Origin of the sequence: Sediminibacterium roseum (assembly GCF_009939005.1) — a bacterium.
Classification (GTDB): Bacteria; Bacteroidota; Bacteroidia; order Chitinophagales; family Chitinophagaceae; genus Sediminibacterium; species Sediminibacterium roseum.
The window spans coordinates 1,066,002-1,079,262 of record NZ_JAACJS010000015.1; the positions used below are offsets into that span (position 1 = coordinate 1,066,002).

At 47.2% G+C, this 13,261-nt stretch carries 13 protein-coding genes and 1 pseudogene; 9 read left to right on the forward strand and 5 right to left on the reverse strand.

What is annotated here, in order from left to right; translation table 11 throughout:
• Positions 1-20: 20 nt before the first annotated feature.
• The gene (locus tag GWC95_RS20090; protein ID WP_394351286.1) at positions 21-320 is read right to left on the reverse strand and encodes a glycoside hydrolase family 95-like protein; all 300 of its coding nucleotides are present in this window, start codon (positions 318-320) and stop codon (positions 21-23) included.
• Between the two features lie 54 nt (positions 321-374).
• Positions 375-2,509: pseudogene (locus GWC95_RS19815) on the reverse strand (glycoside hydrolase family 95 protein); the annotation flags it as partial.
• A gap of 163 nt (positions 2,510-2,672) precedes the next feature.
• Here GWC95_RS19815 and GWC95_RS15850 point away from each other — a divergent pair.
• Entirely contained in the window at positions 2,673-4,694 is a 2,022-nt protein-coding gene (locus GWC95_RS15850; RefSeq protein WP_161819691.1) for a M13 family metallopeptidase, read from the forward strand.
• A gap of 101 nt (positions 4,695-4,795) precedes the next feature.
• On the opposite strand, the gene GWC95_RS15855 is transcribed toward GWC95_RS15850, so the two are convergent.
• Both GWC95_RS15855 and GWC95_RS15860 read right to left on the reverse strand, forming a co-directional pair.
• Positions 4,796-5,389 carry a 3-keto-disaccharide hydrolase gene (locus GWC95_RS15855; protein ID WP_161819692.1) on the reverse strand — a complete coding sequence of 198 codons (594 nt, stop codon included), beginning with the start codon at positions 5,387-5,389 and terminating at the stop codon, positions 4,796-4,798.
• A gap of 148 nt (positions 5,390-5,537) precedes the next feature.
• Entirely contained in the window at positions 5,538-7,235 is a 1,698-nt protein-coding gene (locus GWC95_RS15860) for a M1 family metallopeptidase (protein ID WP_161819693.1), read from the reverse strand.
• Between the two features lie 243 nt (positions 7,236-7,478).
• Between GWC95_RS15860 and GWC95_RS15865 the strand changes: the two genes are divergently transcribed.
• From GWC95_RS15865 to GWC95_RS15890, 6 genes are all read left to right on the forward strand, one after another.
• Positions 7,479-7,799, forward strand: a complete 321-nt coding sequence (locus GWC95_RS15865; protein WP_161819694.1) for an ArsR/SmtB family transcription factor — start codon at positions 7,479-7,481, stop codon at positions 7,797-7,799.
• Between the two features lies 1 nt (position 7,800).
• Positions 7,801-8,295 (forward strand): SRPBCC domain-containing protein, encoded by a 495-nt coding sequence (locus GWC95_RS15870; RefSeq protein ID WP_161819695.1) that lies wholly within the window; start codon positions 7,801-7,803, stop codon positions 8,293-8,295.
• Between the two features lie 9 nt (positions 8,296-8,304).
• Positions 8,305-8,688: a DoxX family protein gene (locus tag GWC95_RS15875; protein WP_161819696.1), complete on the forward strand. Its 384-nt coding sequence runs from the start codon at positions 8,305-8,307 to the stop codon at positions 8,686-8,688.
• Between the two features lie 10 nt (positions 8,689-8,698).
• A complete protein-coding gene (locus GWC95_RS15880) occupies positions 8,699-9,280 on the forward strand; it encodes a YdeI/OmpD-associated family protein (protein WP_161819697.1) in 582 nt (193 codons plus the stop codon).
• 9 nt (positions 9,281-9,289) lie between these two features.
• The gene (locus GWC95_RS15885; RefSeq protein ID WP_161819698.1) at positions 9,290-9,844 is read left to right on the forward strand and encodes a DUF4256 domain-containing protein; all 555 of its coding nucleotides are present in this window, start codon (positions 9,290-9,292) and stop codon (positions 9,842-9,844) included.
• A gap of 221 nt (positions 9,845-10,065) precedes the next feature.
• Complete coding sequence (locus GWC95_RS15890) at positions 10,066-11,265, forward strand: alginate lyase family protein (RefSeq protein ID WP_161819699.1); 1,200 nt, start codon at positions 10,066-10,068, stop codon at positions 11,263-11,265.
• 16 nt (positions 11,266-11,281) lie between these two features.
• Here the strand turns inward: GWC95_RS15890 and GWC95_RS15895 are convergent, their stop codons facing one another.
• Positions 11,282-11,581: a hypothetical protein gene (locus tag GWC95_RS15895; protein WP_161819700.1), complete on the reverse strand. Its 300-nt coding sequence runs from the start codon at positions 11,579-11,581 to the stop codon at positions 11,282-11,284.
• Positions 11,582-11,760: 179 nt separating this feature from the next.
• Here GWC95_RS15895 and GWC95_RS15900 point away from each other — a divergent pair, with 179 nt between their 5' ends.
• On the forward strand, positions 11,761-12,417 hold the full coding sequence (locus GWC95_RS15900) for a response regulator transcription factor (protein ID WP_161819701.1): 657 nt from the start codon (positions 11,761-11,763) through the stop codon (positions 12,415-12,417).
• A gap of 320 nt (positions 12,418-12,737) precedes the next feature.
• The gene (locus GWC95_RS15905) at positions 12,738-13,232 is read left to right on the forward strand and encodes a hypothetical protein (protein WP_161819702.1); all 495 of its coding nucleotides are present in this window, start codon (positions 12,738-12,740) and stop codon (positions 13,230-13,232) included.
• The last annotated feature ends 29 nt before the right edge of the window (positions 13,233-13,261 follow it).

A 13,261-nucleotide genomic window follows, 5' to 3' on the forward strand; every position in this document is an offset into this window, starting at 1 on the left:
CATAAACGAAGCAAGGTTCGCTACAAAGCCACCACCTCGTACGTTCTTCCTGCAACCGTATTAAACGTCAATACCTCTCCTATCGAGGATTTTTTGGAACGCTGGTTGGTTCCCTTCAACACGATCGGTTGGTTGGCCCGCAATACACATTGCCCGCCTTTCCTCGACAGTATCGTAGCGGAGGCCATGGCTGCGTCGTGCCAGGTTATGTTTACAACAAAGTTCCCGCGTGCAACCAATCCCTTTACGCTGCCTTCTTTCCACGCGGCAGGTAATGCAGGTAAAAGATGGATCTCATCGTTGTGGCTCTGCAACAGCATCTCTGCAACGCCTGCCGTTCCGGCAAAGTTGCCGTCGATCTGGAAAGGCGGGTGCGCATCGAACAGGTTGGGGTAGGCGCCACCGCCGCGTCCATACTGCGTGCTGTTTTCCTTTGTTAAACGCAATAAATTTTTAAACAACAGGTAGGCATGATCTCCATCCAGCAACCTGGCCCACATGTTCACCTTCCACGCAAGACTCCAGCCGGTACCATCGTCGCCACGCAGCTCTAGGGTTCTCTTTGCAGCCTGTGCAAGCGCAGGCGTGGCAACCGGCGAAATTTCCCTGGCTGGATGCAACGCATACAGATGCGATGTATGGCGGTGATGCGGATCCACATCCGCAAAATCTTTGTACCACTCCTGCAACTGGCCCTTGCTTCCCACCTGGTATGGATAGAGATGGGCGAGCCTGTCGAGCAAAGTGTCGCCAAAACTTTTGTCAATGCCCAATATTTTTTCAGCAGCGATGGTGTTGTGAAAAAGATCGCGTATGATGCTCATGTCCATCGTACTGGCTATGGAGATGGATGCTTTTTTATCGCCATCGTAAAAATTATTTTCCGGCGAGGTAGAGGGTGCGGTAACCCAACGCCCGCTGTTGTCCTTGATCAACCACTGTAAGGTAAATTCCGCTGCGCCCTTCATGAGTGGATAAGCCCTTTTCTGTAAAAAAACCTTATCTCCCGTATACAGGTAGTGCCCCCACACATGGCGCGTTAACCAGTTTCCACCCATTGGCCAGTTGGCCCATTGCGGATCGCCCTGCCCGGTACCCCTACCGGGTTGCTCAATGCCCATATATCTGAATTGTGGTTCACTACCCAACCCTTGTTGATGCCATAAAATTCTTTTGCGGTTTGTTTGCCTGTTACCGAGAGTTCTTTAATGAGGCCAAACAATGGCCGGTGCAGTTCCGAAAGATTGGTGCTCTCTGCCGGCCAGTAATTCATCTGCACATTGATGTTCGTCGTATAATTACTGCTCCATGGCGCGCGCAATTGCTTGTTCCATATGCCTTGCAGGTTAGCCGGCACACTGGGCGTTCGCGAGGAAGAGATCAGCAGGTAACGGCCATATTGAAAATACAGCGCTTCCAATCCATGATCGTTGCCCGACCCTCGATACATCTCCAATCGCTCATCTGTCGGAACCTGCGAACGGCTCTCTTTACTGCTTCCCAACTGAAGTGATACGCGGTTAAAATATTTATGAAAATCAGCGAGGTGATCTTTCAGCAGCAATGCATAACTTTTACGGGATGCTTTTTCAAGATAAGATGCCGCAAGCCGGTGTTCATCTTTTCCATTCTTATCCGGGCAAACATCATATCCATTAAAACTTGTGGCTGCAGCTAAATAAAGCATCACTTCTGATGCATTGCTGATCCTGATCCCATTCGTATCACCAACGCTTGTTCCGCCGGTTGCAACCGCTTTCACCAACAATTCAAAACGCATACCGCGGCAACCCGTGGTATCGTCGTAAACAACAAGTTCTCTTTTGGGATTGTAATAACTCGGCTCTACATGCGCGGGCGCTTTGCCTTTCAGAACAATCGTATTATTGTTCGCCTGCAATTGGTATTTCAACTGGCTTTTTACCGAAAGTTGCAGGTTGATCGATCCGGCTTTGTCTGCAGTGATCTTAACGACCATGATGTTGTCCGGCGCAGACACAAATACCTCCCTTCGGTAGTTCACGCCATCAACCGTATACTTTGTTGTAGAAACTGCATCCTGTATATCCAGGTCGCGGTAGTAATTGGAAACTTCTTTATTGGCAAATGTTTGTTTCAACACAAGATCGCCCAGTGGAAGGTAACTCTCTGAATACAACCCCTGCATTTGGTGTGCAAGCTCATCTGCTTTTTTGTAATCCGATGCGAACAATGCATCGCGCAAAGGCTTCAGGTAATCCTTCGAAGCGGGGTTCACATTTTTCTTAACCGGCCCACCGCTCCACAATGTGGCTTCGTTGAGCTGAATGAGCTCTTCCGTCACTCCACCGAATACCATACCACCCAAACGCCCGTTGCCAACTGGCAACGCTTCCGTCCATACCTGCGCGGGTTTGCTGTACCAGAGCGCCAGATCCTTCTGGGAGAATGCCTGCGACGTAAGCACAATGCAGGAAAGAAATAGCATACAGCGTTTGATTTGAAAACCCAGGCACCCTTTGATCGTCATTTTTTTTGTTTGAATGAATTGAGAATAGTCCGCTTCTCCATGGTCAACGCCGCCTGTCAAATATATCTATTACGGTTGACATCAAAACAGCGGCGCTCCCGGTAAATTCCAGTCCTGCTTCGTTTAGCCCTGAGATTGGTTATCTTTAGAAAACCTCCTGTTTATGAATAAACACATTTTGCTTTTTGCAGCAATGGCCTCGCTGCTGGCCTGCAGGCAACAAAACAAAGACCAGCAGAAGGGATTTGTTGATGTAAACGGCATTGATTCCACCATCAAACCCGGTGACAATTTCTTTCGCTATGTAAACGGAAAATGGGACGATACGGCAAAGATCGCCGACGACCAGTCTGGTGTTGGCTCCTATTCGTTCCTCAATATCCCGCAAAAACAATTGCTGCAAAACATCCTCGACAGCGTTTCGCAAGGAACACACACAACAGGAAGCATTGACCAGAAAGTGGGTGATTTTTATGCTTCGGGGATGGACACAACTACGATCAATAAACGCAACTACCAACCCATTCAACCGATCCTCACACGCATCGATGCCATCACCGATGTAAATGCGCTTGTGAAATTTGCAGGAGACGAAATGAAAACAGGCAATGCTTCCATCATCGGGTTTGGCATCTCGCCCGACGACAAGAACAGCAGTATCAACATTGCGCACCTATACCAGACAGGGACCAATCTCCCGAACAGGGATTATTATTTCAAAACGGATTCAAACACTTTGCACATCCAGCGCGCGTACCAGGTATACATCAGCAAATTGTTCCGGCTCATCGGTGCCGATGCAGCAGTTGCTGATAAAAACTCCGCCATCGTGTACAATATAGAAAAGCAACTGGCCACCGCGCACAAAACAAATATTGAATTGAGGGATGTTAAAGCAAACTACAACAAATGGCCCGTTGCCGTTCTCAACCAGAAACATTCCAACATCGGTTGGAACAATTTTCTCAGCAACATCGGCGCAAAAACAGATTCGATCGATGTGGCGCAGCCCGCTTACTATGATAAACTGAACGCATTGCTAACATCGATCCCGATCAGCGATTGGAAAATTTACATGAAAGCAAATACGCTGGCAAATTATGCCAACGCGCTGGACAAATCTTTTGTGGATGCATCCTTTGAGTTTGACAAAGTATTATCGGGGCAGGCCACGCAAAAAACGCGTAAACAGGTGATGACGCAGAATGTTGACAGGCTCCTGGGCCAGGCACTGGGCCAGCTCTATGTTAAAAGATACTTTAACGAAGATGCTAAAAAAAGGGTGCTCGACCTTGTGAACAACCTGCAGAAATCCTTCGAGAACAGGATCAATCACCTCGACTGGATGAGCGACAGCACAAAACAAAAAGCAAAAGAAAAACTTTACGCCATCACCAAAAAGATCGGTTACCCGGATAAATGGCGCGACTATGACAAAGTTAACATCAACCGGGGCACCTACTTTGAGAACCTTGTTTCCATCAATCAAAATGACTTCAATTTTCAACTTGCCAAGTTGAATAAACCGGTAGACCGCTCAGAGTGGGGAACAACGCCTTCTACGGTAACGGCCTATTACAATCCTTCATTCAACGAGATCGTTTTCCCTGCGGGTATACTGCAGTTCCCTTATTTTGATTTTGAAGCAGATGATGCGATCAATTATGGCGGGATCGGTATGGTAATCGGCCACGAAATGACACATGCCTTCGACGACCAGGGCGCGCAGTACGATAAAGAAGGGAACGTAAAGAACTGGTGGGCAAAAGAGGACTATGAAAAATTTACGGCCAAAACAAAAAGTGTAATAGATCTCTACAGTTCGTTTACGGTGCTCGACACCATGCACATCAAAGGCGCATTAACAGTAGGTGAAAATACAGCAGACAATGGCGGCGTGGCCATTGCCTATGATGCATTTAAAATGACGAGACAAGGCAAAGACACCACGAAGATCGATGGCTTTACACCTGACCAGCGTTTCTTCTTATCCATCGCAAGGATCTGGCGCGTAAAAGTGAGAGATGCTTTTCTCCGAACCTACGTAAACAACAACCCACACTCACCCGCTATGTGGCGCGTGAACGGTCCGCTGATGAATATGCCCGCTTTCTACAAAGCCTTCAATGTACAACCGGGTGATAAAAATTATAAAGCAGAAGCCGACCGGATAAAAATATGGTAAGAAAGCCCCGGCTCAGATGCGTGGCCAGAAAAAAAGGAACGTCCCGATAAAGGACGTTCCTTTTTTAATTTTTTCCTGTCTGCATCAGCACCGCAACGAATCTATAATTCCGCAAGCATAATGTTCCTGTAGTTGATCGCCATTACATTACCGGGATGCAATTGCAGGCCAACAGGGCCTTTATCGGCGATCGACTCTGAAGTGTAGGTCATCACCTGTTTCCCATTGAGCCAAACCGTGTAGGTTTTATCGATCACCTGTACCTTCATGGTGTTCCATTCTTTTTCTTTCAGGATGTTTTTCACATCTGCCTCTACCGGATATTTTAGCTTGGGAAGATAAGGCGATCCCGTAAGGTCACGCTTCAAAGAACCGGAGATGCCGATCTGGATCTGGTCGTTTTCCGAACGTAAAAAGATCCCGGAATCCACCGTTCCATCCACCATCAGGAACTCTGCACTGATCACAAAATTCCTGTATTGTTGTTTCGTCCAGAGTATGCTGCCTTTCCTCGACGTATCGCTTTTTACATAAAGAACGCCATCACGCGCTGTCCAGTTGTCGCGGTTGTTATCCGGAACAACCCAGCCATCCAGGTCTTTCCCATTGAATATTTTTTTCAACGATGGCTCATGTGCATTTGCGGCAGACCGGATGGCAAGCATCGCAACAACAAGGAATATAATTTTTTTCATTCTTAAATATACTGATAAAACAAAACATTCCTGCCTACAGGCTCATTCCTCTTACTTAACAGGTGTCGGCCCACAATAAAAACGGAAGAGCCAGGAAAAATCCTGGCCCTTTCCTCATTGCCTGTTTATCCAAAACCGGTGTAGACGCTTATTGTGCACTTGTTGTTTTTTCAACTTTTACATAATACATTTTTTCGATCGATTCGGGAGTGATCAATGCAGCCTCACCATTCGTAAGATCAGTAGACGCCCATTCCGCGGAAGGGACAAAACGCAGTGCCCGCCCGTTTAGGTTTAACAGTACAGGCAGATTAAAACCGCTCACCGCATTTGTCCACCGGTAAAACATTTTCCTTTCATTGTCGCTGAAATAATATTCAAGTTTTGGGATCTGCGTGGTGCGCAGGTATTGGTCAAACACCTTGCTGTAATCGTATTTTGAATTCCGGGAAATGTATTGTTCCACATCGGAGGAGTTCACTGTTTTGTGGTAGTATGTACTGCCGAGCCCGCGCAATATCTTCCTGAACAGCGAGTCGTTGTTCAGTCCATGCCTGATGGAATGCAGCATGTTGCTGGGTTTCGGATACATGTCGCCGCTTCCCTGCGCGTTTACATTGTATGCAGGAATTACCGGCCTGTCGTTCCGTATGCCGCGCCTGATGCCATGATTGTAAGCGTCTGCCGCTTCTTTTCCAAAGATGCGGTCGACAAAAAGTGTTTCGCTATAATTGGTAAAACCTTCGTGTACCCACATGTCTGCGAGGTCGTTTGTGGTGAGGTTGTTCCCAAACCACTCGTGCCCGCTTTCGTGTACAATGATGAAGTCCCATTTCATTCCCCAACCCGTACCCGAGCCATCTCGACCGCCGTAGCCAAATTTGTATTTGTTACCGTAAGAAACGGCGCTCTGGTGTTCCATCCCGCTGTTGGGGGCATCGATGAGTTTGTAACCATCCTCGTAAAACGGGTAGGGCCCGAACCAATATTCAAAACTGTTCAGCATGTTGTGCACCTGGGGCGGCATATAGGTTTTTGCACGCTCGTAATTGTAATCGATCACCCAATAGCTCAGGTCAAGCGGGCCTTTTTCGCCTTTGTATTTCTCAGTAAAATTCACATACTTACCAATGTAGGGTATGATGCAATAATTACTGATCGGGTTTACCACACCCCATTTATAGGTTGCTGTGCCGTTGTTGTTGGTCTTTTTAGAAAGCATCCTGCCGTTTGCAACCGCCATCAATGTATCGGGCACCGTCATGGCAAGCGATGCGCCCAGGTCGGGTTCGTCGCTCTGGTGATCCTTGCATGGATACCACATGGATGCGCCAACTGCTCCCTGGCAGGTAACTGTCATCCAGGGCCTTCCGAGGGAATCTTTGGTGAACGACCAGCCGCCATCCCATGGCGGTCTTGCGGCCTCGTGCACTTTTCCTCCATAATAAATATCGATGCGATGCCTCGCATCTTTTATCTGTGAAGGAAAACTTACGTGCCATGCGGTGCCATCCTTATCTTTTGTGACCGCGAGTTTCTGACGCCCGTTGTAAACAATACTGTCGATCACAAGCGGATCCTTCAGATCGATCTGCATTGGAGTGCCGTTGTTCCCGTTAACCACCTTGTAAGTGATGGTGTTCTTTCCAGAAATGCTTTTAGCGAGGTAATCGGGCGTAACCGAAATATCATAACGGAGCACGTTCCACCAGGTTCTCTCCTTGTTGAGAAAACCACGCAGGCTGTCTGCACGCGTATACACTTTTGCGGTTTGCGCATGCAACAATGCGCTGCAGGAAAACAGCAGGATCAATAAACAATTACGTCGGAGCAAAGGAGTGATCATGTGGTTGCTGGTTAAGTAGCTCTTTCAAATATGATCTACTTCCGCAACAATGTATGTGCATGAATTAGCACAGGCTTTACCAAAGTTGACCAAAGCAACAGGGAAGGCGATAGATGGATCGATCTATAAATCACTCCGGCTCGCTACAAAAAGAACCAAAGCAGTATACAAAAGGCCCGGAAGAAACAAAAATTTTGTGAAGTCAAATAACTACACATATATTTGTAGCCAAATAGCTACTCAATGAATTTAAGACGGGATGTGTTCCAGGCGATCGCCGACCCTACGCGCAGGGCCATATTGTTGCTCGTGGCCTCGCAATCGCTTACCGCCGGCGCAATAGCCGCAAATTTTGATACGGCGCGGCCAACGGTTTCCAGGCATCTCCAGATCCTTACGGAATGTGAATTGCTCAGGCAGGAACAGAACGGACGCGAGATCTTTTACCATACCAACGTACAAAAAATGAAAGAGGTTGCCGATTTTCTCGAACCCTTCCGTATGATGTGGGAATCGAGGTTTGACAAACTGGAATCTGTTATGAAAAAATACAAACACAAATAAGATGGAACAGAAAACCAAGATCCATGCTGAAGATGGCAAACACGACCTCGTGATCACACGCGAGTTTGAGCTGCCGCTGGCACTTCTTTTCAAAGCCTATACCGAAGCAGAGATCGTTGAACAGTGGATGGGCACCAAAGTACTCAAGCTCGAAAACAAACAGCACGGCGGATACCGTTTTGAAACACCAGATGCGAAAGGGAACATCGTTGTGCGCATGCACGGGTCCATCCACGAATTCAGTGAAGAAAAAAGGATCACAAGAACATTCGAAATGGAGAACACATCATTTCCCGTTCAGCTGGAGTTTCTCGACTTTGAAGCGACCTCAGCAGATACCAGCAAACTTACCATGCACATCATTTACAGGTCTGTTGCCGACCGCGACGCAATGCTCAAACTTCCATTTGCGCAAGGCATTAACATGGCGCACAAACGTTTGGAAGATGTAGTTCACATGAGGATGAATAAAAAACAAAACACCGAACACTCATAAACCTTCACCATGAAAAAAAGGAACAGGATCATCTACTGGATCGCTACCATATGGCTTTCATTGGGCATGTTGTCAACCGGCATTGTTCAACTCATTCACGTGCAGCAGGAAGCGGACCTGTTTGCCCGCCTCGGTTATCCTGCATACCTGTTAACCATGCTGGGTGCCTGGAAAATACTTGGCGTGATTGCCGTACTGGTTCCTAAATTTCCCTTGCTGAAAGAATGGGCCTACGCCGGTTTTTTCTTTGCCATGTCGGGTGCCGTGATCTCGCACCTCGCCATGAACGATGAAGCAAAAGAACTGTTCGGTCCTATATTGTTGCTTGTGCTCACCACCGTATCGTGGTATTTCAGACCTTTGAGCCGGAAAGTTGTTTCGGTCAACGCATAAAACAAATCCCATGAATCCGAAAGTTGATTTCTTTTTCGATAAAGCCAAAAACTGGCAAAAGGAAATTTCATTGCTCAGGAACATCGCGCTCGGTTGCGGGCTTACAGAAGAACTGAAATGGGGTTGCCCGTGTTATACACTCGGCAAGGCCAACGTGGTACTCATTCATACCTTCAAGGAATACTGCGCTTACCTGTTCTTCAAAGGTGCCCTGCTGAACGATGCCAAAGGAATTCTTACACAGCAAACAGCAAATGTGCAGTCTGCAAGGCAAGCCAGGTTCACCGACGCGAAACAAATTGCAAAGCTGGAGAAAACGCTGAAGGCCTACATCTATGAAGCGATCGAAGTTGAGAAAGCAGGTTTGAAAGTGAAACTGAAAAAAACCACCGAGTTCAATATGCCCGAAGAATTTCAAAACGTACTGGATAAAAAAGCGGCCGTAAAAAAAGCATTCGGGAAATTAACACCCGGCAGGCAAAGGGGTTACCTGCTGCATTTCTCCTCGGCCAAACAACCGGGCACACGCGTGGCAAGGATCGAAAAATGCATTCCGAAAATACTGGCCGGAAAAGGATTGAATGATCTTTAAAAAACTGTTATGAACAAAAATAAACTAAGCGCCTCGCAACGTAATAACCTTCTCACCATACTGAGATCCCGGTTCGAAAAGAACATGAGCCGGCACAAGGGCATCAAATGGGAGAACGTGGAAGCAAAACTGACGGAAGGCCAACTCTGGTCGCTCGAAGAAATGGAAGCCACAGGCGGCGAACCGGATGTAGTGGATTATGATAAGAAAAATGACACTTACCTGTTTTTCGATTGCTCCGCGGAATCACCAAAAGGCCGCAGGAGCCTTTGTTACGACCGCGCCGCGTTAAACGCAAGAAAAGAACACAAACCCGCAAACAGCATCAAAGACATGGCGGAAGAAATGGGCATTGAATTACTGAACGAGGAGCAATACAGGTTCCTGCAAACACTCGGGAAATTCGATACCAAAACATCAAGCTGGATAGAAACACCCGCCGCCATACGCAAGCTGGGGGGAGCCTTGTTTGGGGACTGCCGCTACGACCACGTATTTATCTACCACAACGGCGCAGACTCCTATTATGCCGCAAGGGGATTCAGGGGAATGTTAAAGGTGTAGCAACGCCTTTGTGCTTTGATGACAACACCCCGGTTAACCATTATACTGCGTTCTGAAAACGTTTTCGCAGATCGTTGCGAAATGGCGCGCAAAATCTTCCCGTTTGTCGAAATACGCGCTTACATTTAATCACAGTTCACCATCTATTGTGATGCGGATCCCGTTTTGCTGAAAGAAAAGCAGCAAATACGTTCCTGCTTTTTTAACATACGCAAAAGAATATGAAAAACACCTTGGTCAAATTTATCGTGCTGTTTGCAGGACTGTTTCTTCTCAGCAATACCTATGCGCAAAAGCCGGTAACATTTTTACTGGATGCAAACAGGCTCGAAGAACTCAAAGGGTCTGCAGCAAAAAGCGATGCTGTAAAAACGATGGTGGCCGATGTTGCAAAAAAAGCGGACCGGTTTTTAGAGATTCCGCGGCTCTCGGTTATGGACAAAGGCTTCACACCCGTAAGCGGGAACAAGCACGACTACATGAGCCAGGCGCCGTATTTCTGGTACGACAGCAGCAAGCCCAATGGCCGCCCCTACATGCGCCGTGATGGTGTGCGCAACCCGGAGATCAACAAAATAGAGGACCACAAACACCTGGATGAGCTGGAAGAAGCCGTGCATGCCCTGGCACTGGCGTATTATTTCACCGGCACAGAAAAATACGCAGTAAAAGCCGCATCGCTTCTTCGTGGCTGGTTCCTGGATGCAGATACAAAAATGAATCCGAACCTCAATTATGCGCAGGGTATCCCGGGCGTTACAGACGGGCGCGGCATCGGTTTGATAGAAACGCGTTCACTGATGGATATAGCAGATGCCGTTGGTTTACTGGCGGGATCAAAGGCCTGGACGGCGGCCGACAACAACGGGATCCAGGAATGGTACAAACAATTTCTCAACTGGATGCTCACCAGCAAAAACGGGAAAGACGAACGAGCCGCAAAAAACAACCACGGCACCTGGTACAATGCGCAGGTAGTAAGTTATGCGCTGTTCACCGGCGATGCGAAGCTGGCACATGCACTTGCGGAAGAAGGCAGGCGCCGCATCGACAGCCAGTTTACCGCAGAAGGAAAAATGCCATTGGAACTGGAACGCACCACTGCGCTTGGATACAGTATTTTCAACCTGGTTGCCTGGAGTAAATTCGCCGTACTTGCCGCAAAAGCCGGAACCGATCTCTGGCAATACACCAATGCGAAGGGCGCCGGCATCCGCAAGGCCATCGACTGGCTTGTGCCCTATGTGGCGGGCGAAAAAAAATGGGAATACCAGCAGATCAATCCTTTTAGCAAAAACGAATTGTACGAGCTGATGCTCTACGCGGCCCGCTACTACAGCAAAGAATACCTGGTTGAAGCCGACAAAACACAGAAAAAGGGTAGTGACTTATTTTTTGACCGGATGATGAGGGGCGACTGAGGCTCACCCCCAATGCTTAGCTCCTTACGCCCACCTCTGTCTCCTGCCTGAACAAAAGCTGGAGCTTGTCTTCTGCCGGTTCGCCGGAATTGATCTTATCGAGGCCTTTTTGGGTAATGTAGAATTGTAATATATCTGCCTGGACAATCACAACCAGCTCTTCTTTTTCAAGGGAAGACAGGTGGGAATTGATCAGTTCCCAGTCAAAAACGGAATGGAGGATCATCTCTCTTGGTGTACAGAGATATTGCGTTGGGTGCGGTGTTTCACGGACGATCTTCGCCAGCGTTTGTAAGGTAACATATCGCTTATCCATGTATACAAGATAATCGGGATTCACGAAAAAAACAGGGGCGCCGAGGCCCAAGTTATTCACAAAGAGAAAAATCACATGTACATGCGGTGGATAACCCAACCCGCCCGTTGTATTTTGGCGACACGTCTCCGTCTGAAAAAATCCGTAATCTTACAACAGAAATTGATATCCACGCATTTATGATTACCGTAGCCCTCGCAGACGATCACCTGGTTACCCGTGCCGGCATTAAAACCATTCTCCAGTTGCACAAACTTATCAAGGTAGAGATCGAGGCATCGAATGGGATCGAATTACTGGACTGTCTCTCCCGCGCCTCCACCCTTCCCGATGTGGCCATTGTAGATATCAATATGCCAAAAATGAATGGTTTTGATACGGTTAAGGAAATGCAGAAATATTATCCATCCGTAAAAATCATTGCCTTTTCGCTGATTTTTGAAGAAGACGCGGTGATCAATATGATCACGCTCGGCGCGTGCGGCTATATTTCAAAAACTGCCGACCCGTTGCTGCTTTCAGAAGCCGTGATCGCCGTGTATGAAAAAGGATTCTATCTCGGTGAGCTTGTGAAAAAAGAATATTTTGACACCGACCCTACCGTGAAAAGGCGACCGGCATTTACCGGTAAACAACTGCTGACCCAAAAAGAGGTTGCTTTTATAAAACTGGCCGCTACCAATCTCAACTACAAAGAGATCGCCGACCGCATGGAGGTGAGCCCCAAAACCGTTGAAAATTACCGCGACAGCCTCTTCATGAAGCTCGAGATCAAGAACCGGGCGGCGCTTGCCCTCTACGGCTTTAAAAACGGCCTGGTCGATCTTTCCTCGTAATACTTCGCGTTACCATTACGTGATTTTTGCCGCAAATTCCCTTTACCGAAACATCCCATTGGTTTCCGGGTTTACTTTAGCACCGTAAAATCACGGTACTTACACACCGTAAAACAGCTGGATTTGCTTGCCGTATAAAAACTGAAATAAACTAACAATTTCACGGTATTTTTTTATTTTGAATTGTATTATGTTTTGATCAATATTATATTATACATTCTACTTAATTATTATTAATTGATTTTCAATCTTTTAACACGTATATAATGGCCGTATGAAACTAGTTTGGCGGTGAAATACTTCATCTCTAAATCAATCATATGACAACCATTACAACCATTGAAACAACCCGGGCCGGCGAGCTGGTCGGCACAGAACACGTAGAAGAATTGATCCGTGGGTACAAAAAGCAACGCTGGGTTTACAACACAGACAGATTGGGCAAAGCCGATGCACTGAGCACCTGGTACGGAATCGACGAACTTTTTTCGTTTCTCGGCAAGGCACGTGAACACCAGGCGGATGGCATCAAAATGTATTTTGGCGTGTACCCGGAAGATTTTGCAAAAGACCCGGCCTATGCAGGCAGGCAAACAGTGGTGCTGGTAGCTACAAAGAAAAAAGAAACAGAATTCGGCACCATCAATAAAAACATTTACGTGAACAGGAACGGAAAATCGGAGATCCTCGCATTCAATTTTGGAGAGAGCTGTCCCCCGTACTGCGGCACAAAGCCACCAGACAACATCGGGTTCGATCTTGAAATGCTTGGCTTCTCGCTGATCGATCACAATGGTGAAATAAAAATTGCCTGACAATCAGAAAAAAAGCATAAAATTAACTT

Coding starts and splice junctions, on each gene's coding strand:
- GWC95_RS20090 (WP_394351286.1), bottom strand. CDS start 320: ATGCTGTTGCAGAGCCACAACGATGAGATCCATCTTTTACCTGCATTA.
- GWC95_RS15850 (WP_161819691.1), top strand. CDS start 2,673: ATGAATAAACACATTTTGCTTTTTGCAGCAATGGCCTCGCTGCTGGCC.
- GWC95_RS15855 (WP_161819692.1), bottom strand. CDS start 5,389: ATGAAAAAAATTATATTCCTTGTTGTTGCGATGCTTGCCATCCGGTCT.
- GWC95_RS15860 (WP_161819693.1), bottom strand. CDS start 7,235: ATGATCACTCCTTTGCTCCGACGTAATTGTTTATTGATCCTGCTGTTT.
- GWC95_RS15865 (WP_161819694.1), top strand. CDS start 7,479: ATGAATTTAAGACGGGATGTGTTCCAGGCGATCGCCGACCCTACGCGC.
- GWC95_RS15870 (WP_161819695.1), top strand. CDS start 7,801: ATGGAACAGAAAACCAAGATCCATGCTGAAGATGGCAAACACGACCTC.
- GWC95_RS15875 (WP_161819696.1), top strand. CDS start 8,305: ATGAAAAAAAGGAACAGGATCATCTACTGGATCGCTACCATATGGCTT.
- GWC95_RS15880 (WP_161819697.1), top strand. CDS start 8,699: ATGAATCCGAAAGTTGATTTCTTTTTCGATAAAGCCAAAAACTGGCAA.
- GWC95_RS15885 (WP_161819698.1), top strand. CDS start 9,290: ATGAACAAAAATAAACTAAGCGCCTCGCAACGTAATAACCTTCTCACC.
- GWC95_RS15890 (WP_161819699.1), top strand. CDS start 10,066: ATGAAAAACACCTTGGTCAAATTTATCGTGCTGTTTGCAGGACTGTTT.
- GWC95_RS15895 (WP_161819700.1), bottom strand. CDS start 11,581: ATGGATAAGCGATATGTTACCTTACAAACGCTGGCGAAGATCGTCCGT.
- GWC95_RS15900 (WP_161819701.1), top strand. CDS start 11,761: ATGATTACCGTAGCCCTCGCAGACGATCACCTGGTTACCCGTGCCGGC.
- GWC95_RS15905 (WP_161819702.1), top strand. CDS start 12,738: ATGACAACCATTACAACCATTGAAACAACCCGGGCCGGCGAGCTGGTC.